Origin of the sequence: Thermomonas fusca DSM 15424 (assembly GCF_000423885.1) — a bacterium.
GTDB lineage: Bacteria > Pseudomonadota > Gammaproteobacteria > Xanthomonadales > Xanthomonadaceae > Thermomonas > Thermomonas fusca.
Window position 1 is genome coordinate 97,064 of the sequence record NZ_AUIV01000013.1, and the last position, 22,285, is coordinate 119,348.

A 22,285-nucleotide genomic window follows, 5' to 3' on the forward strand; every position below is an offset into this window, starting at 1 on the left:
TCCCCGAATCATGTTCATGGGGACCGCACCGCCCGGCGCAACAACTGCGCATTGATTGCCACAACGACGGTGCTCAGCGACATGAGCACTGCCCCAAGCGCAGGTTGCAGCAGGATCCCCCATGCGGCGAGAACGCCAGCGGCGAGAGGGATGGCGACGATGTTGTAGCCGGCGGCCCACCACAGGTTCTGGATCATCTTGCGATAGGTGGCCTTGCTCAATTCGATGATCGCTGGCACGTCGCGCGGGTCGCTGCGCACGAGTACGACGTCGCCGGCCTCGACCGCGACGTCCGTCCCTGTGCCGATGGCGATGCCGACGTCGGACGTGAGCAGCGCCGGAGCGTCATTGACACCGTCACCCACCATCGCGACGCGCTTGCCCTGGGCCTGCAGCTCCTCGATCTTCGCCACCTTGTCCTCGGGCAATACCTCGGCGAAGACGGTGTCGATGTTGAGTTCCTTCGCGACCGCGTTTGCGACCGCCGTGGAATCACCCGTCAGCAGGACAACCTCCAGTCCTTCGTCGTGCAGCCGCTTGACCGCGTCGAACGATTCGGGACGGATGGCATCCGCGATCGCAAATACGGCGAGCACCCGGTCGCCTTCCACCAGGTAGGTTGCAGATTGACCATCGGCTGCCGCTGATTCGGCAGCCCGCCGAAGCGTCTCCGGCGGTTCGACCGCGAGCATTCTCAACAGACCCGGCCCGCCAACGTGAAGCGAGCGCTCCTCGACGACTGCGCGCACGCCGCGTCCCGGCATGGACTCGAAGTCCTGCGACATCGGAACGTCGATGCCATGTTCCTTGGCGCTGGTCATCAGCGCCTGCGCGATCGGATGTTCAGCGTCGCGCTGGACCGACGCGGCCACGCGAAGCACCTCGTCGTCGGTGAGTCCATCGGCGGCAGTGGTCTTCACGACGCGGTGCGAACCGAGGGTGAGCGTACCTGTCTTGTCGAACACGACCGTGTTCAGCAGACGGGCCTCTTCGAGGCCGCGTCGATCGCGCACGAGCAGGCCGTTCCGGGCGCCAATCGTGGTGGAAATGGCGGTCACCAGCGGGATGGCCAGACCCAGCGCATGGGGGCAGGCGATCACGAGCACGGTCACTACGCGCTCGATCGTGAAGCTCCACGGTCGACCGAGGAGTGGCCAGACGATGGCGGTGATGGCGGCGGAGACGATGGCGATGATCGTGAGGTAGAACGCCGCCCGGTCCGCCAGGGCCTGGGCACGCGAACGCGACGTTTGGGCCTGCTCGACAAGCCGCATGATGCCCGCGAGCGCGGTCTCGTCGCCGGTGCCTGTCACTTCGACCCGCAGCGAGCCTTGTCCGTTGACGGTGCCGGCGATCACCCGGTCGCCCGCCGACTTGTCCATCGGCTTGGACTCGCCGGTGATCATCGCTTCGTTGACGGCGCTGGTCCCTTCCTTCACGACGCCGTCGGCGGGAATGCTCGCGCCGGGCCTGATGAGCAGCAGGTCGCCGCGCTTCAGTTCCGCGACAGGGACTTCCTTCGCGGTACCGGCCTCATCCAACCGCACCGCCATATCAGGCAGCAGCTTCGCGAGTTCCTTGAGAGCGCCCTGTGCCTGGTTGATCGAACGCATCTCGATCCAGTGGCCGAGCAACATGATCGCCACCAGCGTCGCCAGCTCCCACCACAGGTCCAAGCCCTCGACAACGCCGAGCGTGACCAACGCGCTGTAAAGGAAGGCGACGGTGATCGCAAGCGAGATCAGCGTCATCATGCCCGGCAGGCGATTTCTCAGCTCGTGGTATCCGCCGCGGACGAACGGCGAGCCGCCGTAGAAGTACACGATCGTGCCGAACACCGCCGGGATGTACGCCGACCCCGGGAACTGGGGTGCGGTGTAGTCGAACCAATGCTGGATCATCCCGCTCCAGATCAACGTGGGGATGGTCAGCAGCAGCGTGAGCCAGAACTTGTCGCGGAAGCCCGCCGCGCTGTGGCCGGCATGCTTGTCGTGCCCGGCATGGGCGTCGCCATCGGCACCTTTGGGGGGATGCGGCGGTTGCTCGCCATGCGCCTGATGATCTTGATGATGAGTGTGTTGCGTCATGGGTCTGCCTTCCTGGATGCACTGATGCACCGAGCATCAGCGGGGAGATAGATCAGTGTTCTGCTACAAGTGCCCCGATCTGGCGATGGCCGTCACCAGCCGCATTGAGCGCAATCCCGCAGCAGCAAAAGCCACGATCGCCAGGAAAGGCATGTGACCGAACACTGTGCTCGATGGCCTCGGCATCGCGGAACAACACGCCCAGCTGTGCCGCCTTGCCGGTGGCGACCATGGCGTCACCACCGGCAGCGGAAGCGTCCCCCAGAACCGGCGCGAGAAGTCGCGCAGTTCCGGATTGTCATCGTCCTCCAGGCTCGGCATCTCCGCTTCCAGCGCCATGCCGCAGAAGGGATAGGTGCCAGGACCCTCTTGCCGGACTTCAGGGTGCATCGGCCAGGTATAGATGGCGCCCGGCTGTGCCACCTCGGGCTCGTCCCGGGGCGACAGCCAACGCTGCGGATCGTCCACGAACTTCGCGCGGCATCGCTCCGAGCAGAAGTGGAAAGCCGCGCCGTCGTGGGTCGCATGATGCGGCGTGGTGGCGGGATCCACCTGCATGCCACAGACCGGGTCGGTGACCCGTCCATCCACCGTCTCAACAGCGGTTCTCGCGCCTTCAGCACGGGGATGATGATGAGAAGAGGGCGAGTTCATGCAGGTACTCGTTGCATTGAGAGGGGCTGCCAAGGCAGTGTGCCATAAGGGTTGGTCAGCAGGACCGGCCACTGTGATCGACGAGGAGGTACTTGCGCTGGCGGCCACGCATCTGTCGCGTCCGTCCGCTCGTTGAGCCATGCGACATTATATTGAGGGCGACGCGCTCTACGCCGATCTGCGCGCAGATATCGCGGCGGCCCGTTCCACCATCCGTCTGGAGTCCTACATCTTTGCGGACGATGAGGCCGGAGACCCGATCCTCGATCTCCTGGCCAGTGCGGCCGCGCGCGGAATACTGGTCCGATTGCGCATCGATGCCGTCGGCTCCTGGGGCATGCTTTCCAGTGCGCGGCTTGCCGCGTTGCGCTCCGCCGGGGTCCAACTGCACTGGAGCCGCCCCTGGTCGTGGAGGCGGCCGTTGGCGTACCATCGGCGCAACCACCGCAAACTGCTGGTCGTGGACGACACGGCCGCCTATCTGGGCGGCTTCAACATTCATCGGGACAGTTCGGCCGCCGCCGTCGGCCCCGGCCGGTGGCGCGACACCCACCTGCGGTTCGAGTGTGAACTCGTGCAGGATGCCATCCGCCACTTCGATGCCTACCCGCGCGCGCCTTGGCCACCGGTAACGCACTCCGGCCGGCAGCTGGTGCCCAACAGCAACCGCCGCTGCCGGCACGTATTGCACTGCGAATTCACCGATGCGTTCCGTGCAGCGCGTCACCGGATCTGGCTGACCACTCCCTACTTCGTCCCCGACCAGCACAGCCAAGCGGCGCTGCGCGACGCTGCCAGGCGAGGCCTGGACGTGCGCTTGCTGGTGCCGGGCAAGAGCGACGTTCCCATCACCCAGTGGGCCGCGCGCGCCGCCTATGGCAGCTTGCGGGCGGCGGGCGTACGGATCTGGGAGTACCAGTCCCGCGTCCTCCATGCCAAGACGGTTTTGGTGGATGACGACTGGGCGACGGTGGGTACGGCGAACTTCGATTACCGCAGCTTCTTCGTCAACGATGAGCTCAATCTGTTCGAACACGGACCGGCGCTGAATGGACAGCTTGCCGGCCAGTTTCTACTGGACCTGGACGACGCTGCCGAAGTCACCGAAGACTGGTCGCGGCGCAGGCCATGGCACTCGCCGGTTACCCAACTGATCGGTTGGTGGGCACGCCGCTGGCTCTGACGACACCCGGAGTGGGTGCGCCAAGACCGCAGGGGCGGACTTGGCCGGGGCGGCGCCCCGTCGAATCCGTTGTGTCGCGGCTGCCCGTCGTTCCGGTGTCGTCGCGCAACCGGCCCGCTGGCATTGCGTCGTCATCGCTGACACTGCCTGAAGCCCGTGAGCGCTTGACCCACGTCCAGGCCAGCATTGCGCGACCTCAGGGGGCAGACGATGAATGCAGCTGGCCTTCGGTGGTGCCGAGTGACTGGGCAAGCGAAAGTGGACGCGCCGGGCGAACTTTCTGGCGGAAGTGGACCCGGTCGTCCCGTGAAATTGGCGAACATATCGCCTGACCTGGACTCGAGGACGCGGGGTCTGGAAGGTTCATCGATCGCAGAGCCGTTGTTGCGCCCGGATCGGACGCGCTTGAAGCCCGAGGTGGGCGCCGAATATTTTTGCAATCATCGTCGCCCGGCGATTTGGGTCAGCAAGCCGATCCCGAGTGTTGCATCGGTTTTGGCGATCGATTCTTTAGCGTTGCTCATCGTTCCGGTCAACGCCCGGACGGCGTCGATCGTCTCTGGAATGACGATCGCCTGATTGTCGACCATGTAAGCGTAGAACAGCTCGTCCCCTTCGACTTTCAACATGTCCGACCACAGAGCCACTTCATAGAGATTGTCATGCGGCCGGCCGAGATCGGCCATGAGCTCCTTGACCGTATTGAGAGCCGACAATCCGGCATCCGTGCGTATCAGCGCGATCCGGGACGATGCGGCAAAGGCGTCGAGCACCTCTTCAGTGGAGGCCGGTCGCGTCAACTGCACCGACCAGTAATGCAGATGCGCCAAGGTCTCCGGCACTTTGACCGCCATCGTGATGACATCCAAAGCGGGGTCGACGCACTGCGCGTCCGGCCCCTGATGGCTGGGAATTTCAGGCTCGGGGACGAGGGTGTTCATAATGCCGCCGAGATGGCTTTCCCACGGATCCGTGGCGCGGCGCAGCAGCGTCCCGCGCGCGCGGCGCAGCAGACCCGCGTGCTTCAATGCAGTAAGTGTTCTGACGATCGAGGTGGTGTTGCAGGAGACGACTCGCGTGCTTTCCCGGTTCAATGCGCTCGAATAGCTGGCCTCGGCGACGAAGGAGTGTCCGGTCACCTCGTGCTTTTCGCCACCCTGGACGATGAACTTGATGCCCCTTTGTCGATAGATGTCAACGTTCAGCGCCGCGATTCGCTTCGGCGTGCAGTCAACCACCAGATCGCTCACCCCGAGCAGATCTTCCAGATTTCCCACGACTTCGAGGCCTGACTCCCGCATCGCCTGCGTATGTTCCCCGGTGGCCCCGAACAGGCGAAAGCCCTTCTGCAGCGCCACGCGCGGACGCCAGTCGGTACTGATATCCGCCACTCCTGCGAGCTCCATATCGTCCTGCCTGGCCACGGCTTCGGCGACACGCTTTCCGATCACGCCGTAGCCGTTGACGGCGACTCTGCACTTCTTCGCTTGGCTCATCGTCTTCTCCTCACAGCGGAGTTCGCTCGGCTGTCAGTGTCGCCGGTTGTCTCAGGAACGCGGGCCGAGTATTCCACGTAGCGGGTCAGCTGCTGTCGCTTGGACACCAGGCTTGATGAAGATCCTCGAATGGCGCTCACTCTATCAGACCTCCGGTCTACGCCATGTGCCAAGTGGCGCAGGCGCGCCGTGAGACAACGGGAAGGACAAGATAAGACCGCCATGAAAGCCGGGCTGGCGGCAGCCAGAATCTCTCGTGTGCCTGCGGGCCAGCGCGGGAATCATGAAGTGCAAGAAGGTCAGGGTGCAGGGCGAGCTGCGGTTCGGCGCGACGCGAGCTCGATGTAGACCATGACACTGAGCAAGCCGGCGTAGAAGCACCAGACCGAGATGAACCAGCGCGCATAAACCAGGTAGGTGAAGCCCGCCGATGCCAGTGCCAGCACGCCGAACCAGCGGATCACCGGCTGGCTCGACACGCCCAGCCCCACCGTCGTCGCGGCGAGATACAGCGTCAGTGATATCGGCAGGAAGAAATGTGGTGAGCGATACGCGAGGTGGCCCCCGGTCGGGACCACGTCAATCGGCGTGACGACCATGCCGAAGAGGAGGAACAGGGCGCTCGCGAGGCCGGCGACACCGAGCAGGACCAACACGCGCCGTCTCCATGGCACGGGCTCGAGTGCACGCACCGCCCATGGGATGAAGACGGGCCAGACCAGGTGGGAGAAGACCGAATAGACCTGCGTTGCCCAGGCGCGCAAGGTCGGTGCATCCCACGGGTAGCTCATCCATACGAGGCCCTCCGTCGCCTGCTGCGCGGCGAACAGGAGCGGGATCAAGGCGAACATGCGCTCGCCGGGCGTGTGCGCGGCGCGCAGCGCAAGCACGCCGATGCCGGTGAGTGCGACGCTGGCGGAAAAGCTTGCGGTGGCGGAAAAGCACATGGCGACCTCCTGTCAGCGGGGCGCGACGTAGCCGCCCGGCACGCCGTCGCGGGAAAGGACAAGCTGCCAGAGTTGCGCGTTGCGGCTGCGAAATGCGGCCATGCTGGCGTGTAGGTAATAGCGCCACATGCGGCGGAAACGTTCATCGTAGCGGGCCGGCAGCCGGGACCACGCACCTTCGATGTTGCCACGCCAGGCTTGCAGCGTCCGGTCGTAGTCGGCACCGAAGTTGTGCCAATCCTCGTGCACGAACAGACCCTCGCTGGCGGCGGTGATCTGCGCCGCCGAGGGCAGCATCGAATTGGGGAAAATGTAGCGCTCGATCCAGGGGTCGGTGTGGTTGGTCGAGCGGTTGGTGCCGATGGTGTGCAGCAGCGTGAGGCCGTGCGGCCGCAGGCAGCGATGCACTGTCTCGAAGTAGGCGCGGTAGTTGCGCACGCCGACGTGCTCGAACATGCCGACGGAAAACACCCGGTCGAACTCGCCGCGCACATCGTGGTAGTCCTGCACGCGGATCTCGACGGGAAACCCGGCACAACGCTCGCGCGCGAAGTCCGCTTGCTCCCTGGAGATGGTCAGGCCCACACCGCTGATGCCGTAGTGCTCGGCGAAGTGGCGCAGGGCCTCGCCCCAGCCGCAGCCGATATCGAGCACACGCATGCCCGGCGCGAGCTGCAGCTTGCGCGCGATCAGGTCGAGCTTGGCGACCTGCGCGGCGTCGAGGTCGGCCGCCTCGCTCCAGTACGCGCAGCTGTAGACCAGGCGCGTGCCCAGCATGGCGCGGTAGAGATCGTTGCCCAGGTCGTAGTGGCGCTCGCCGACCTTGAACGCGCGCCGCCCGCGCTGGCGGTTGAACAGCCGCGCACGCAAGGCGTCCCAGCGGTCGGCCCAGCCGATGACGGCCTCCTCCAGCCCCGCGCACAGCAGGCGCGTGAGCATCTCGTCCAGCGCCTCGCAGTCCCAGGCGCCTTCCATGTAGGTCTCGCCAAGTGCGAGCGAGCCGTTACGCAGCAGGCGGGGAAACACGCCAGGGTCGTGGACACGCATGTCCCAGGGGTGCGGCCCGTCTACAAGGACGTCGGCCCGTGCAAGAACAGCGGTGACGGCCGCCTGGCCAGGGAACGGACGGCGCGTCGGCGGGGTGGCATGCGGGGCGTCGCCGGAAGGGGCGGCGCGGTGGGCAGCAGGATGAGTGGTCTTGGACATGGTCATCGCTCGTGAGTCGGTACGGAATATGGAAGCCCGGCCGGTGCACGGCGTCGTGCGAGGGCGAGCATGGCCGCGACGAGCAGGGTCAAGAGGAGGGTGGCCAGCGCGATCTTTCCCACAAGGGTCGCAGCGAAAGCGAAACCGCCGGCAAGACTGCCAAGCGCCTGGCCGGCACTCGTGAACGAAGCGCGCCACCCCAGACCGGTGGCCTCGGCGGGCCCCGCGGCGCGGGAGGTCCAGTAGACGAGCGCCGGCTGCAGCACGCCGCCACCTGCCGCCACGAGGATCAGGCCGAGCGCACTCGGCCACCGGCCCCCGAGCCAGGCGAGCAACGCGAGGCCGGCAGCGGTGGCGACGAAGGAGGGCGCCACCCAGGCGAATGCGCGCAACGGGTCGTGTCGCGGGCGGAAGACGAGCGACTGGCTGAGCAGCATCACCACCCCGCAGCCCGTGAACATGAAGCCGAGCGCGCGTGCCGACAGGCCATCCACCAGGCGCCCCTGCGTCGCGAGCCCCACCTCGTAAACGCTCATTGCCGCAGCCGCCAGGGCAGCCAGCAGAATCAGGACGACGACGTCGCGATCGCGTGGCGAACCCGGGCCGGCCACGACAATGGTGGAGGACCCGGTCGCCGGCCGCTGCGCTGCGGCTGCAAGCACGAGCACGGCAACGCCGACGAGGACCGGGCCGACCAGGCTGTCGTCGGGCGCCGCGACCGCCCCCACGCCGGGGCCAAGCAGGCCGCCGACCAGCGCGGCGCGGGTCAGGTCCGACAGGCGCTGCGAGCGGTCGCCCTCACTGCCAGCGGCGCGCGAAGCGGCGGTCTGCAGGGCGGGGAGTGCGGCACCTGCGAAGATGCCCTGCAGGCCGCGCGCCAACAGCAGCATCGTCGTTTCCGAAGACCAGAGGAGCATGATCATCGCCGCGGCCTGGCCAAGCAGGCTGAGGCGCACGAGCAGGTGTGCCGGAAGTTGGCGACAGACCCGTACCCAGATCGGTGCCGTCACCACCATGGCGGCGCTGTAGACCGCCATCAACTCGGCGATCGCGCGCGCCGGCGAAGGCGACGAAGCCACCACCGTGGGCAGGACCGGCAGCACCACGCCGTAGGCGAGCGCAACCGCTGCGCTCGCCGCCAACCCCGGCCGCGCGCTCGGGATGCCGACGGGTTCGCGTCCGGCCATCACGCGATCGCCTCGGCGCGGACGGCTTGGGGCCGCACCGCTTCGCAGAGGGCGTCGACTACCCCATGGCAGGCGCCCGGATCGCGCAACCACGGATGATGGTCGGCATCCAGCGTCACATGGCGCCAGAGCGGGAAACGCGCCGCCAGCTCGTTCACGCGCGCAGGCGGTGCCGTCGCGTCACGCAGGCCGTGCACACACGCTACTGGCAGGTCCGGTGGCAGAGCGGCCGCGTCGGCCCGCACGTCGTGCCGGTAGAGCACCTCCCACAGCGATGTGGTGGACGAGGCCATGTTGTGCAACACCAGGTCGCGCGCGACCTCGGGCGGAACGTTGTGCACCAGATAAGGCAGCCAACGGCCCGCCACGCGGCGAGTGACCAGGCACGCGAGCGCGGTCGCCAGCATGTTCGTGTAGACCCAGCCACCGCGCTGACTGGCGAACCATTCGATCGCGCCAGCGCGCGAGCCGTAGTCGGGCAGGCTGAACAAGCACAGCGCCTGGACCCGGTCGGGGTGGCGCGCGGCCAAGGCGAGCGCCAGCGCCGCGCCGAGCGAATGGCCGACGAGGACCCGCGGCGGGCCGGCCTGGAGGGTGCGTGCGAGCGCGTCGACGTGCCGCTCGACCGTGTAGCGGCACCAGGGCCGGGGCGAGTGCCCGAACCCGTAGAGATCGACCAGCTCGGTCTGCGCATGCCGGAACGCCGGTGCCACCGGCGTCGAGGTCCAGTAGCGCGTGGTGCCACCCAAGCCCGGCAGGAACGTCACCCGTAGCGACCCCCGGCCGAGAGACTCCACATGCAGGCGTTCGGGAAGACCGGGATGTGCCGGGTCGGCAAAGCCTGGCAGCGTGGTCATGGATTGTGCGCCAGCGTATAGGAGGAGCGGGCGACGATCAGTTCGGGCTCGCCAGGCACGCGCACGGTGGTGGTGAAGACGTAGCGCCCCGGGCCCGCGAGTACGAACACGGCGCCGTGGCTCATCGAGCCGTTGATCGACATCGCCCCGAGCGTGCGACTTATCGTCTGCCCGGCGATCGGCACGGTCGCCACGACCTGCACGTTTGTCGGACGCACCCGTCGCGCATGCGCTCGACGACGACCAGCAGGTGATGTTCGCGCGCATAGTCCCCGCGCGGCAATCCGTGCGCGTCGCGCGGACCGGGGCTGTGGGTTCCGATCGAGGGCGCAGCAATCGCGCTGGGCACCATGCCGAAATACAGCGTGTATCCATCGATATGCTGGACTGGACCCGCCATGGGCGCCTCGGTGGCGGACGCGCTGCCGACGGCCAGGGACAGCATGCCGACGAGGGACAGGACAAGGCGACGTTTCATGGCGGTTCCTCCGGACATCAGTGGCGTTGTTGCGCTTACAGGTGGCCTGATCGCCCTATGGCAACGACGAGCCGCAGCGACAGGAGCGCTGCGCCGGCGAACGCGATGACGGACAGCCATGGCAGATGTCCGGCCAGCAGCGGACCGGTGCTGTGCAGGGCGAGCAGGGAGCCGCTCACGTACAGGCCCAAGGTCACCAGGGCCAGCGCCAGCCGGTTGCCGGTGCGCGCAAGCGCCTCGTGCGTGGGAGCCAGGCCGTGGTGGTGCACCGAGAACGCGGGTCGTCCGTCACTCAGCTGTGCCTGTCGCAACAGGTCGGTGGCGATCTGCGGCAGCTGGCGGGCGGTGCGTGCCAGCCGCATCGCCAGCGGACGGCGCGCGGGTCGGCTGGCGTCGACGATCGCCATGACGTCGGCTGCCTGCGCCGACAGCGTGCCCAGCAGGTCCATGTCCGGATCCAGTGCCCGCAGCGTGTTCTCGACCAAGAACAACGTGCGGATCAGGGCCAACAGGTGGGCGGGTAGCCGGAAGCCAGCGCCCTGCCCAATGCGTGCCACGCGCCAGATCGCCTCGGCAATGGACCATTCCGCCAGCGGGCGGCTGGCCATCTCGGCCAGGATCAGGTGGATCTCTCGCACATGTGAGCGTCGCTCGACCTGTGGCGGGAAGAAACCCAAGGCGATTGCCGCATCCAGCACGCCCTCGGCGTCGTCGGCCGCGATGGCCTCGACCATGCCGCCAAGCGCGAGGCGGGATGCCGGGTCGAGCACGCCGATCGAGCCGAAGTCATGCAGGCACAGGCGACCGTCGTCGAAGAAGAACAGGTTTCCAGGATGCGGATCTGCATGGAATACGCCGGCGCCGAAGAGCTGATGCACGTAGGCATCGAGCAACGCCCGTGCCAGCTCGGGAGCGGCCGCTGTCCCGTAGGCGGCCTCCAGACGGGTGCCGTGGCTTCGATCCTGGACCAGCACGTCGCGGGTGGCGTACGGCTCGACGACGTGCGGCTGGGTGATGCCGGGCAGCGCATCAAGCACCTTGGCCATGCGCCGCATGTTCTGCGCCTCGTGACGCATGTCGATCTCGTCGCGCAGGAATGCGCCTAGTTCGTCTACGAGTTCGAGCGGGCGGTGTCGCTTGAGGGGCGGCCAGATCCACTGGGCCACGCGCATTGTGCGCCGCAGGAGCCGCAGGTCGGCCTGCACCTGGGCATGGATCCCGGGGCGGGTGATCTTGACGACCACATCGCGACCATCCTGCATGCGCGCCGGATGGATCTGGGCCACCGACGCCGCGGCCAACGGCTTGTCATCGAAGCTTGCGAAGAGCGCGTCCACCGGCGCGCCGAACGCCTGTTCAACCATGCGTCTCGCCTCGTCCGCCGGAAACGCCGGCACGTCACTGTGCAACCGCGCAAGCGCCTCGCGATAGGGCACCGGCAGTAGGTCCCAACGCAGGCTCAAGCCCTGGCCCAGCTTGACGAAGGTGGTGCCCAGCCCGACCAAGGTGGCGCTGACGTACGCGGGAAGCCGTTCGGGTGCGCGCCGGCGCAGGCGCAGCACGGCGGCCCCGAGCTTCAGTCCGGCCCAGGCGATCTGCCCTCCGCGCCGCACCGTGCCCGCCATCAGCGCGCGGCCCTGGCCGGCCGGCTCACGATGCCGGGCCCGTTGCTGGGCGCAGGATGGTGGCCGGATCGCCTTGGCCATCCACTGCCGCCAGCTCCGCCTCGGTCAACAGGTTGCCACGGGACTCGCCGAGGACGCTTGCAGCCGCATCGACCACGTGCGCCCAGGTGCTGCGGTTGGCGAACAGCAGTCCCGGCACGTCCAGCGTGCCGCCGCGGTTGACGAAGCCGAGCGCCGCGGTCGTGGCCGGGCCAGTGTCGAGCCGGCGCAGCGCGCCCAGGAAGGGCTCGGGCCGCGTATGCGTGACGAATATGCGCGGCCGTTCCGCCGGGAACAGTGCATGGACCTCGCTGTCGGAGTGCACGTACCGCGCCTCGTCCGGATCGCGCGGCGTGCGGAACCGGCCGGGCTCGCCGAGATACAGGATCGCTGCCGACACGCCACGTTCAACGAGGCGCACCTGCGCGTGGCGCACTTCCTGCAATTGGTAAGCACCGGTGGCGACCAGCAGGATCGCCGCTGTCGCCGGGTTGCCGGCCAGGCACAGCGCACCTTGGGTGGCCAGCCCCTGCGCCTGCGTCGGTGTCAGCTCGTGCGGCACCGGTCGCTTGGGGACGACCAGGGTGGTGACCGTGCCGCGTTGCGCGTAGGCGTGGGCGAGGGCCGCGGCGGCGCCGTTGGCGTCCGGGGGAAACACCACGCGCGATATGTCGGCCATTTCGCCCAGGAGCGCCTCGGCCATGGTCGGATCCTGATGGGACTGCTCGTTCTTCGCGTTCTCCCACGTGTGCGAGGTCAGCACGAGAGGCACGCCCAGCCAGCCGGGCGGTCGCCCCGCCTGTGCCTGGTGACGGGCGAAGATCAGTTCCTGGCGCACGGCGCCGAGCATCTTCGGTGCGAACGCTTCGTAGGTGACCACCAGGTTCAGCCCGCCCTTGTTGCCGAGCGCGGCGCAGACCACGGCTTCCTCGTTGAGCGCGGTGATGACCGCGCCGGTCGGCGATTCGGCGACGCCGGGCTCGGGTTCGTGCACCCGGTGCTTCATCGCGTCCAGCGTGCGGTCGAGCTTGTTGCTGCGCAGCTCGTCAGGATTGCCCACGCGCACGCGTAGCCCCGGGTTCGCTTCGGCGATGGCGACAAATTGCTCGTCGAGCGCGGTCATTGGCGAGCTTTCACCGCCGACGGTGCGGTCGGCAATCGCTGGAGCGCGGGGCGGATCCACTTGACGATCAGCCAACGCATGGTCGCGCTCGCGCACCCGCTGCTGGAGATCGTGGCTGTTGAGTGCGGCAATGGCCTCATCGAGCTCGGACGCAGCCACGAACAGCGCCGCCGTGCCTTCATTGAACAGCGCGCGTGCCTCGGCGTCCTTCGCCGGATTGCCGGGCAGGGGCAGGTTGTGCGAGGCATTGGTCCCGGCGCCGGGGAAGCCGAAGCCCTTGACGGTTTCGGCGATGCCATAGGGCAGCCGCACGTCGGCATCGGGAACGGCGGCGCCCGCTTGCAGGCGCGACTCCATCACGTGGATGCCCCACGCGATGCTGGCCGGATCGCGCCCGTCCAGCGCGACCGGATCAAAGCCGTTCAAGCGCAGGTGCCGGTCCAACCACCGCTCGCCGCCCTGCTGGGAGATCTGACTGCGTTGTTCGATGCGCCGCCCGTTGAGGATGATGATCGGGCTGACCAGCCCGCTGTCCTCGGCACGCCACCAGCGTGGCGCCCAGTCGCTGCCGCGCTGTTCCTCGAACGCCCCGTCACTCAGGAAGGCGACCAGACGCTCGTCCTTCAGTGGCGCATGCACGTACTGCAGTTCGGCGAAGCCGAGATAGCCGCCTTCCATCACGCCCCCGGCGGTGTGCGCATTGACGTGGGAGCCGAGGGGCGACGCCGGCGTTCCGTCCGGATTGAGGGTGTAGGCATAGAAGTCGCTTACGAACCGGCTCAGCCCTTCGCCGGTGCGGTCGTAACGTTCGGCGTGCCGGTCGGTCATGTTGCCAACCAGCACGTTCAGCGCGTCGATGGCGGCCACGCAGTGCCCCTGGCCCATCATCCACGCGCGGGTGACGCCATCCAGGGAATCCATCAGCAGGTAGCCGGCGTAGGCGGGCACCATGTTGAGGGACCCGCCGGTGTGGCCTTCGGGCGTGGCCTTGAAGTCATCGGCCTCGAGGGCCGCGCCGTCGGTGCGGACCCGCTGGCTGTAGGTCATGTGCGCCACCAGCCACATGCCGGCGCTGGTGATGCGGTCGGCCGCGGCGAGCCGCTGCCAGGCGGTGCCGGCATCGGGTGTGCGGCCCAGGGCCACCAGCTCGTGCACCATCTGGCGGACGCGCAGCTGGGTGAGCGGGTCATGCCGGATCACGCCGTAGCCGGCCGCCCAATGGGCGAACGCCGGATCGGCCTGCCGGTGGGCGTCGGCGAGTTCAAGGATCCGCTGGCGCTCGGCGGCCGACAGCTGGTCGGCGGTGCAGCAGTTGAGATGCAGGTTCATGGGTCCTCCGGGGAATCGGTCGAAGCGGTCATCAGGGTCGATGCCGCGGCGGCGAGGTCCGCACCCAGCGCGATGGCGTTGGAGGGGTGGGAAATGGTGTCAGTGCTGACGATGCGGGCCAGGCCCGCGTCCTGCAGGCGGGCATAGGCGTCGCCTGCGAACACCGGATGGATGGCGACCAGCAACGGCGACGGCAACGACAACCGGCGCAGGTGTGCGAGGGTCTCCAGGATCGTGTGGCCGGACGACACGATGTCGTCGATCAGCACCGGAGTCCGACCAGCCACGGCTGCCGGGTCGGGCAGGCTGACGCGCACGTCGTAGTCGCCGTGCCGCTCCTTGGCCAGCACCTGGTAGGGCATGCCGGACAGGGCGGCGATGTCCGCTACCCACTGCTCGCTCTCGCTGTCAGGGCCGATCAGCACAGCGTCGGGGACGGTCTCAGCGATCCAGCGGGCCACGGCCGGCGTCGCCGATACGTGGACCGTCGGAATGCGGTAGAGCGACTGCAGGCGCTCGACGCGGTGCAGGTGCGGGTCCACGGTCACCAGCCAGTCGAAAGCCTCTTCGAGGAATTGCGCAAACAGCGGTGTACTGACCGCCTCGCCGCGATGGAAGCGGGTGTCCTGGCGCATATACCCCAGGTAGGGTGCGATGAGGCCGACCGAACGAGCCCCGAACTCGCGCGCGGTCCGGGCGGCGAAGCGCAACGGGAGGGCCGTGGCATCGGCGTTGCGCAGGCTGGCCAGGAGCGCAACATCGGCTCCGGCCAGTGCGTCGTCCAGGGTGACCAGCGACTCGCCATCTGGGAAGTGCCGCCAAGCCACGGGTGCAATGCGCGCCTGCAGGGGCTGGTTGATGTTGCCGGCCAACACTGCATCGGCCGGGAAGGGCATCAGCACACGGGTCATGGAACCTCTCCAAGCACAAAGGGTTGCAGCGTCGCGGCGTGCTCCAGGGCGTAGGCCAGTTCTCCCGGCGACTCCGCATGCAGGGTCATCATGGGCTGTCCGCGCTCGACCGTATCGCCGATCCGCAGACCGGTTTCGAGGCCGGCGGTGGGGGATGTCGGGGCGCCGGCCAGCTTGGCCAGTTTGGCCAGCCTGCGGTTGTCGATCGCCGCGATGCGGCCCGATGCAGGCGCCGGGACGTCGGCGGTGAACGCCGCCCGTGGCGGTTCGCGGAAGCCTCCCTGGGCCTCGCAGATCGCCAGGAACTTGGCCAGCGCCGCCCCGGAATCCAGCACGCCGCGCGCGCGCTCCAGTCCGGTGCCGGCGTTGCTGCCCGGTGCCATGTCCAGCAGCGCCGCGGACAGCGCAAGTGCGCGTTCGCGAAGGTCGGCGGGTGCATCGGCTGCGTTGCGCAGCACCTTGAGCACATCGTGCGCCTCGAGCGCCGGGCCGATTCCGCGGCCCACCGGCTGGGTGCCGTCCGAGCGATGGATCCCCAGCTGCAATCCAAGCGCAGCGGCGGTGTGTTCAAGCCGCGTGCCCAGGCTGTTGGCCGCGGCCTCGCCACGCACCTTGGCGGTCGGACCCACCGGCATGTCGATCAGGACGTGGGTGGAGCCAGCGGCAATCTTCTTCGACAACACGCTGGCGACCAGTTGGCCGTCGCTGTCGAAGTCCAGCGGGCGCTGGACCCGGATCAGGATGTCGTCGGCCGGACTCAGGCGCACGTTGCCACCCCAGACGATGCAGCCGCCCTCGCGCTCCACCACCCGGCGCATCGCCGCCAGATCGAGCGCCACGGGCGCCATGACCTCCATGGTGTCGGCGGTGCCCGCGGGCGACGTGATCGCGCGCGAGGACGTCTTCGGGATGCGGTAGCCCAGCGCAGCCACGATGGCCACCACGATCGGCGTGGTGCGATTGCCGGGCAGGCCGCCGACGCAATGCTTGTCCAGCACCGGCCCATCGCCCCAATCCAGGCGCTGGCCAACGGCGATCATGGCCCGTGTCAGCGAGGTCGTCTCGGCGTTGTCGAGGCGGTCGCCCGCGCTGGCCGTGACGAAAGCCGCAAGCTCCAGGTCCGACAGCCTGCTTTCCATCACGTCCTGCACCAGGGCGAGGTACTGCGCGTCGTCCAGCCGTGCCCCGAACACCTTGGCGCGGAGCGCGCCTGCCGACGACGCGGGTTCCGCATGCCGCACCCGGGCGAGGGCATCGGGCATGGGATCGAGGAGCGTCCACGCGGCCTCCGACAGCGCCACCTCGTCGAGGCCGAGCCGATCGTCGACGACCACGTTCAGCGTCGCCACCAGCGTGCGCGCGCCGACGTCCAGCCTCACGCGCGTCATCGCGGCAAAGCCTTCCGAGCGGCAGACTTCACAGTCGCGATGCATGTAGACCACCGGTTGCTGGTAGGTGTCGATCCCGGCACGGGTGACGCGCAGCCGGGTGTGGCCTGCGGCCTGCCCGGTCATCGCGCATCCCCCAGGCCAACACGCTCCAGGTGCTCCGGCACGCGCGCATGCCAGCCCAGCTCGCGCTCTACGCGTCCGCGCAGCGTATCGGCCGCATCCGGTTCGCCATGGGTGAGGTAGACCATGCGCGGGGCGGACGGCGCGGTGCGCATCCAGTCCAGCAGCTCCCCGGCGTCGGCGTGGCCGGAGAAGCCTTCCAGCTGCACCACTTCGGCGCGGATGGAAATTTCCCGGCCGAACATGCGCAACGTGCGCTTTCCTGCCGCCAGCGCGGCGCCGCGTGTTCCGCCGGCCTGGTAACCCGCGAGCAGGATTGCGTTGCGGTCGTCTGATCCGAACGCCTCGATGTGGTGCAGCACGCGCCCGCCGGTGATCATGCCGCTGGCCGAGATGATGATCATCGGGCCGCGCTGTCGGTTGAGCGCCTTCGACTCTTCTACAGTGTTGACGAAGGTGGCCACGTCGAACATCCGCTGGCAGTCCTCGTCGGACACGTGGTGCTCGGAGTGGTGGTCGTGGTAGTGCCTGGTGGCGTTGATCGCCATCGGGCTGTTGAGGTAGACCGGGACGCGGGGAATCTCCTGCCGCTCACGCAGCCGGGCGATGTGAAGCATGAGCGCCTGGGCGCGGCCGATGGCAAAGGCGGGGATGACGATCACGCCCCCACGGGCAGCGACGCGGCGGATGATGGGGGCCAGCTCCGCCTCCTGGTCGATCGGAACGTGTTCCCGATTGCCATATGTGGATTCGCAGACCAGTACGTCACAGGCGGGCAGGGGCGTCGGCGGATTCATCAGCGACTCCTGTTGCCGGCCCAGGTCGCCACTGAAGTGCAGGCGCTGGCCTTGCACGTCCAGGCTGACGTGGGCGGCGCCCAGGATATGGCCGGCGGGATGGAAACGGACTGTGAAGCCGGGCGCGACCTCGATGTCCCGCTCGTAGTCATTCCCCTTGAGCTGCTTCAGGCTGCGACGGGCGTCGTCTTCTGTGTAGAGCGGTCGCGGCTCCTTGTGCTTCGAGTAGCCCTTGCGTGCGGCGTACTTCGCCTCCTCTTCGAGCAGGTGTCCGCTATCGGGGAGCAGCAGGCCACACAGGGCGACGCTGCCGTGGGTGCAGTGGATCCGCCCGCGGAACCCCTGTTTGACCAGTGCGGGCAGGTAGCCCGAATGATCCAGGTGGGCGTGGGTCAGGACGACCGCGTCGATCGAAGACGGCTCAACGGGAAACGGAGCCCAGTTGCGTTCGCGCAGTTGCTTGTAGCCCTGGAACAGGCCGCAGTCGACCAGCACGCGCTGGCCATTGGCCTCGACCAGATAGCGCGAGCCGGTGACCGTGCCCGCGGCGCCGAGGAATTGCAGGGTGGGGCTGGTTTCGTTGTTCATGGGTGCTCCTGTGGGTTGACGGCTACGCTGCGGCATTGGCGGAGGTAGATGAGGGAACCGCGTCGTTGCGCGGGGCCAGCCGAACACGGCGCAGCAGTAGTGCGTTGACCGCCACGATGACCGAGCTTCCGGACATCGACAGCGCGGCGATCTCGGGCGACAGCACGAACGGATAGAGCACGCCGGCAGCCAGCGGAAACGCCAGGACGTTGTAACCCACGGCCCAGCCCAGGTTCTGGTGCATCTTGCGCAGGGTGGCGTGGGCGATGGTGGTCGCGCGAACGACGTCATAGGGGTCGCTATGCATGAGTACGACGTCCGCGCTTTCGATCGCGACGTCGGTGCCGGCGCCGATCGCAAAGCCCACGTCGGCCTGGGTCAGCGCCGGTGCGTCATTGATGCCGTCGCCCACCATGCCGACCTTGAGGCCCTGCGACTGCAGCTTGATGACCTCGTCGGACTTGCCGCCAGGCAACACGTCTGCCAGTACGATGTCGATCCCCAGATCCTGCGCCACGCGTTCGGCGGTGGGGCGATTGTCGCCGGTGATCATCGCCACTTTGATGTTGCGACGATGCAGTTCGTCGATGGCGGCGCGCGAGGTCTCGCGGATCGCGTCGGCAATTGCGAAGAAGCCCGCAAGCTCGCCGCCTACCCCTGCATAGATCACGGTGCGGCCGGCGCCGGTAAGGCGCGCGGCCTCCGCTTCCAGCACGGATAGATCGATTCCGTGTTCGACCATCAGGATGCGATTGCCCAGCAGGACCTGCACCCCGTCAACCACCCCGGTGGCGCCCTGGCCGTCGATGTTGGTGAAGGCCGTAGCGCGTTCGGCTGCCGGACCGGCGCGCTTGAGGATCGCTTGCGCCAGCGGGTGCTCCGAATGCGCCTCGACCGCAGCGGCCGTGGCCAGTAGCCGCTCCTGCGTCCAGCCCGGTGCGACCGCCATGTCGACCACCTCCGGTGCACCGACCGTCAGGGTTCCAGTCTTGTCAAAGATCACAACGTCCAGCCGGGCGCTCTTCTCGATGGCTTCGGCGTGTTTGAACAGAATGCCGTGTCGAGCGCCCAGGCCCGTGCCGATCATGATCGCCATCGGGGTGGCCAAACCCAGTGCGTCGGGACAGGCAATGACGAAGACGGTGATCGTCAGCGTGAGCGCGAACATGAGCGGCTGTCCCAGCCACCAGAACCAGACCGCGAAGGTCAGCAGCCCGATCACGATCGCGGCCAGCACCAGCCACTGCGAAGCGCGGTCGGCGAGCAGTTGCGCAGGCGCCTTGGAGTTCTGTGCGGTCTGGACCAGCTTGATGATCTGCGCCAGCGCGGTATCGCTGCCGATCTTGGTGGCGGTGTAGGCAAATGCACCGCTCTTGTTGATCGATCCGCCGACAACGGAGGCCCCTGGGTCTTTGCGCACGGGCATCGACTCGCCGGTCAGCATGGATTCGTCGACCTGGGAGCTGCCTTCAGCGACGGTGCCGTCGACGGGGATCTTCGCCCCCGGCCGCACCACGACGATATCGCCGACCAGGACTTCGGCGGTCGGGATGTCGAGCTCCTGTCCGTCACGGCGCACCACCGCGCGGGGCGGGGACAGCTTCAACAACGCCTTCATCGCGTCCGAAGCGCCGGCGCGTGCCCGCATCTCGAGCCAGTGGCCGAGCAGGACGAAGGTCAGCAGGACCGCCGAGGCCTCGTAGAAGTTCGGTCCGTCGAAGAAGAACGTCGACGCGATGCTGAACCCGTAGCCGGTGCCCACGCTCAGCAGCACCAGCACCGCCATGTCCAGCACGCCGCGGCGCAGCGAACGAATCGCCGCACTGAAGAACGGCCAGCCCGGATACAGCACGGCGCCGGTCGCCAGCAGGAACAACCAGACGTTCTCGCGCAGTCCAAACGGCACCGGCGGCGGCTCCATCAGGCCGCCCATGGGCGACCACACGAATACCGGGATCGCGAAGGCGAGAGCGACCAGGAAGCGGCGGCCCATGTCGCGCGCCGCGGCGTGCAGATCGCTGCCGTGGTTCATGCCCGCATGGGCGTCGTGACCCCCGGCATCCTTGGCGTCATCGCCGTGGCCGGCGTGGGCGTCGGCAGGGTGCTCCGCGGTGGTACCCGGTCCGTGCCGGGCATGCGCAGCGTGGGCGTGCGCGCCTGCGCCCGGGCCGGCAGCGGGCATCGAGGCGTCGCATTGGAAGCCGCAGTCGCGGATCGCGGTGGCGACCGCGCCCGACGACAGGCGGGCCGGGTCGTAGGACACCTGCAGGGTCGCGGTGGCGAAATTCGCGATGGTGGCGTTGACTCCGGGCAACGCGGCTACGGCCCTCTCCAGCGTGCGCGCGCAGCCGGCACTCACCATGTCGCCGATGGGCCAGGTGCGCGTGCGCACTGGCGGTTCGTGGACGTGTGTCATCGGACTTCTCCCTGGGATGGGGCGGGGCCGCGCCTGCGTCGCGGAATGAAGGCCGGCACCTGCTGCATGTAGCGGACGTACTCGTCGCCGAAGCGGCCCAGGCAGTCCTTTTCCTCACGGCGCGCCAGGCGGGCATAGGCCCACACGAGCACCGGATAGCTGGCGAGTGTGAGCAGCGTGGGCCACTGCAGCAGGAAACCGGTCAGCACCAACACGAAAGCGACGTACTGCGGGTGGCGCATGCGCGCATACACGCCGTCTCGGGCCATCCGGCCCTCACGCTGCGCCCGATACAACACTGGCCAGGCGGCCGACAGCAGCCAGAAGCCACCGCCGATCAGGACGAAGCTCGCCATGTGGAATGGACCAAAATGCGGATTGGCGCGCCAGCCGAACCACATCTCCAGCAGATGGCCCGCGTCATGGCTGAGCCAGTTCACTTGCGGATAATTGGCACTGAGCCACCCGCCCAGGACGTACAACGTCAGCGGGAAGCCATACATTTCCGCGAACAGGGCCACGACGAAGGCGGAGAACATCCCGAACCCCCGCCAGTCCCAGCGGGTCAAGGGCTTGTAGAAGCTCCAGGCGAAGAAGATGAAGAACGCGGTGTTGATGGCGGCCAGCAGCCAAAGGCCGTAGCCGGAGTCGGGTGCCTGCATGTCAGTGCCCTCCGTTCGAGGTGTCGGACGTTTCGTCGTTCAGTGCCCGCTTGCTACGGCTCTCATGCTGGCCATGGGGTGTGTCGTCGGCATTGCCGTCGCGCCCATGACTTCCGGAACCTCCATGACCGCCATGCCCCTTGTGCATGAACACATGCATCAAGGGACATAGCAGCAGGATGGCCAGGGGCAACCAGCGAAGCGTCCCCCCAAGGTGGGCGCGGTGCTCGACGGCGAGATAGAACACGGCCAGCGCCAGGAAGATCCAGAAGACCCAGCGTCGGGAGCCTGAGGGGGCAGGACTGGAGGCTGTCATGGCAAATTCTCCTCTGTGGGGCGGCGTCCAAGAAGTCGCCGCGGGGTGGACTTGACGAACCCGCCGCCTTCAGCAGCGGCAACAGATTCGATCAATGCGCAGACATCGTTGCCAGTTGGAATGGAGTCCGGCAGCGAAGCCCAGGCGCGCACGGCATGCTCCATCCGTCCGTGCATGGCGAGCAGCGTGTCCAGCTGGTGACGGGTGTCGTCGAGCCTGCGCCGGATGATGTCCCGCACGAGCGGGCAGGGACTATGCCGCTGCAGGCTGTGGCGGATGATTTCCTCGATTTCGGCCAGCGTGAAGCCGAGCTGTTGCGCCGTACGAATGAAGTGCAGGCGCTGGAGCTCCGAAGCCGAGAAGAGCTGATACCCGCCCTCGGTATGCGTGGCCGCCTGTAGCAGGCCCCGCCGCAGATAGTTGCGCACCACATGCACCGTGACGTCCCCCTGCTGTGCCAGCTGGCGTACCGTCATCAGCGGCGGCGCTGATTCGTCTTTGCCCGTCATTGGTGCGCTCCCGGAAAGATGCTGATCACGCTAGGGAAGGTCTGATCAACACACCCTGAGGCTTCAATCCTGGGCCACAGAGCAGCTTTTTTGCTTCGTCACCGCCTTTACGCGCCGTTTCCGGCGTTTTCCGGCGGGTTTCCCCGCCTTACAGGCGCACTGATCCCGCCGCCGGCAGCAATTGCCGGCGCGCCATCCACAGATTCGACAGGGCGAACAAGGTCTGCACCTGCGCGCTGTTCTTCGCAAGACCGCGATAGCGGACCTTGACGTAGCCAAACTGCCGCTTGATCACCCGGAACGGGTGCTCCACCTTCGCCCGCAGGCTGGCCTTGCAGTGCTCCCAGCGCTCGGCATGGCGACG

The 22,285-nt window shown here is 67.6% G+C and carries 20 protein-coding genes; 1 reads left to right on the forward strand and 19 read right to left on the reverse strand.

Going from position 1 to position 22,285, the window contains the following annotated elements; translation table 11 throughout:
- Positions 1 to 14 precede the first annotated feature (14 nt).
- Both G582_RS15985 and G582_RS17900 read right to left on the reverse strand, forming a co-directional pair.
- The gene (locus G582_RS15985) at positions 15 to 2,087 is read right to left on the reverse strand and encodes a heavy metal translocating P-type ATPase (RefSeq protein WP_038053351.1); all 2,073 of its coding nucleotides are present in this window, start codon (positions 2,085 to 2,087) and stop codon (positions 15 to 17) included.
- A 63-nt stretch (positions 2,088 to 2,150) separates the two neighbouring features.
- A complete protein-coding gene (locus G582_RS17900; RefSeq protein ID WP_248642719.1) occupies positions 2,151 to 2,741 on the reverse strand; it encodes a YHS domain-containing protein in 591 nt (196 codons plus the stop codon).
- A gap of 139 nt (positions 2,742 to 2,880) precedes the next feature.
- Here G582_RS17900 and G582_RS0107820 point away from each other — a divergent pair, with 139 nt between their 5' ends.
- Entirely contained in the window at positions 2,881 to 3,924 is a 1,044-nt protein-coding gene (locus G582_RS0107820; RefSeq protein WP_028839361.1) for a phospholipase D-like domain-containing protein, read from the forward strand.
- Positions 3,925 to 4,364: 440 nt separating this feature from the next.
- Here the strand turns inward: G582_RS0107820 and G582_RS0107825 are convergent, their stop codons facing one another.
- From G582_RS0107825 to G582_RS0107895, 17 genes are all read right to left on the reverse strand, one after another.
- Positions 4,365 to 5,420: a type II glyceraldehyde-3-phosphate dehydrogenase gene (locus G582_RS0107825; protein WP_028839362.1), complete on the reverse strand. Its 1,056-nt coding sequence runs from the start codon at positions 5,418 to 5,420 to the stop codon at positions 4,365 to 4,367.
- Between the two features lie 299 nt (positions 5,421 to 5,719).
- Entirely contained in the window at positions 5,720 to 6,367 is a 648-nt protein-coding gene (locus tag G582_RS0107830) for a DUF6629 family protein (RefSeq protein WP_028839363.1), read from the reverse strand.
- A gap of 12 nt (positions 6,368 to 6,379) precedes the next feature.
- Positions 6,380 to 7,573, reverse strand: coding sequence for a cyclopropane fatty acyl phospholipid synthase (gene cfa, locus G582_RS0107835; protein ID WP_083961085.1), 1,194 nt, complete (start codon positions 7,571 to 7,573; stop codon positions 6,380 to 6,382).
- Positions 7,574 to 7,575: 2 nt separating this feature from the next.
- A complete protein-coding gene (locus G582_RS0107840) occupies positions 7,576 to 8,760 on the reverse strand; it encodes an MFS transporter (RefSeq protein WP_028839365.1) in 1,185 nt (394 codons plus the stop codon).
- On the reverse strand, positions 8,760 to 9,617 hold the full coding sequence (locus G582_RS17510) for an alpha/beta fold hydrolase (RefSeq protein ID WP_138349937.1): 858 nt from the start codon (positions 9,615 to 9,617) through the stop codon (positions 8,760 to 8,762). The genes G582_RS0107840 and G582_RS17510 overlap by 1 nt, the downstream gene beginning before the upstream one ends.
- Positions 9,614 to 9,760: a hypothetical protein gene (locus G582_RS18170; protein WP_169380589.1), complete on the reverse strand. Its 147-nt coding sequence runs from the start codon at positions 9,758 to 9,760 to the stop codon at positions 9,614 to 9,616. The genes G582_RS17510 and G582_RS18170 overlap by 4 nt, the downstream gene beginning before the upstream one ends.
- 17 nt (positions 9,761 to 9,777) lie before the next feature.
- Positions 9,778 to 10,095 (reverse strand): hypothetical protein, encoded by a 318-nt coding sequence (locus G582_RS18175; protein WP_169380591.1) that lies wholly within the window; start codon positions 10,093 to 10,095, stop codon positions 9,778 to 9,780.
- Positions 10,096 to 10,130: 35 nt separating this feature from the next.
- On the reverse strand, positions 10,131 to 11,801 hold the full coding sequence (locus G582_RS0107855) for an ABC1 kinase family protein (protein WP_248642721.1): 1,671 nt from the start codon (positions 11,799 to 11,801) through the stop codon (positions 10,131 to 10,133).
- Complete coding sequence (locus G582_RS0107860; RefSeq protein ID WP_248642723.1) at positions 11,746 to 14,211, reverse strand: phosphoketolase family protein; 2,466 nt, start codon at positions 14,209 to 14,211, stop codon at positions 11,746 to 11,748. Before G582_RS0107860 ends, G582_RS0107855 begins: the two co-directional genes overlap by 56 nt.
- Positions 14,208 to 15,122: a ribose-phosphate diphosphokinase gene (locus tag G582_RS0107865; RefSeq protein WP_028839368.1), complete on the reverse strand. Its 915-nt coding sequence runs from the start codon at positions 15,120 to 15,122 to the stop codon at positions 14,208 to 14,210. Before G582_RS0107865 ends, G582_RS0107860 begins: the two co-directional genes overlap by 4 nt.
- Positions 15,119 to 16,636: a thymidine phosphorylase family protein gene (locus G582_RS0107870; protein ID WP_028839369.1), complete on the reverse strand. Its 1,518-nt coding sequence runs from the start codon at positions 16,634 to 16,636 to the stop codon at positions 15,119 to 15,121. Before G582_RS0107870 ends, G582_RS0107865 begins: the two co-directional genes overlap by 4 nt.
- Entirely contained in the window at positions 16,633 to 18,018 is a 1,386-nt protein-coding gene (locus G582_RS0107875; protein ID WP_028839370.1) for an MBL fold metallo-hydrolase RNA specificity domain-containing protein, read from the reverse strand. The genes G582_RS0107870 and G582_RS0107875 overlap by 4 nt, the downstream gene beginning before the upstream one ends.
- Before the next feature lie 22 nt (positions 18,019 to 18,040).
- Entirely contained in the window at positions 18,041 to 20,410 is a 2,370-nt protein-coding gene (locus G582_RS0107880; RefSeq protein ID WP_028839371.1) for a heavy metal translocating P-type ATPase, read from the reverse strand.
- A gap of 20 nt (positions 20,411 to 20,430) precedes the next feature.
- A complete protein-coding gene (locus tag G582_RS0107885; RefSeq protein ID WP_028839372.1) occupies positions 20,431 to 21,096 on the reverse strand; it encodes a methyltransferase family protein in 666 nt (221 codons plus the stop codon).
- A gap of 1 nt (position 21,097) precedes the next feature.
- Complete coding sequence (locus G582_RS18550) at positions 21,098 to 21,412, reverse strand: DUF2933 domain-containing protein (RefSeq protein ID WP_065427866.1); 315 nt, start codon at positions 21,410 to 21,412, stop codon at positions 21,098 to 21,100.
- Positions 21,409 to 21,921: a MerR family transcriptional regulator gene (locus G582_RS16000; RefSeq protein ID WP_211219319.1), complete on the reverse strand. Its 513-nt coding sequence runs from the start codon at positions 21,919 to 21,921 to the stop codon at positions 21,409 to 21,411. Before G582_RS16000 ends, G582_RS18550 begins: the two co-directional genes overlap by 4 nt.
- Before the next feature lie 148 nt (positions 21,922 to 22,069).
- Positions 22,070 to 22,285, reverse strand: a 216-nt coding sequence (locus G582_RS0107895; protein WP_028839373.1) for an IS5/IS1182 family transposase, incomplete at its 5' end; no start/stop codon positions are given.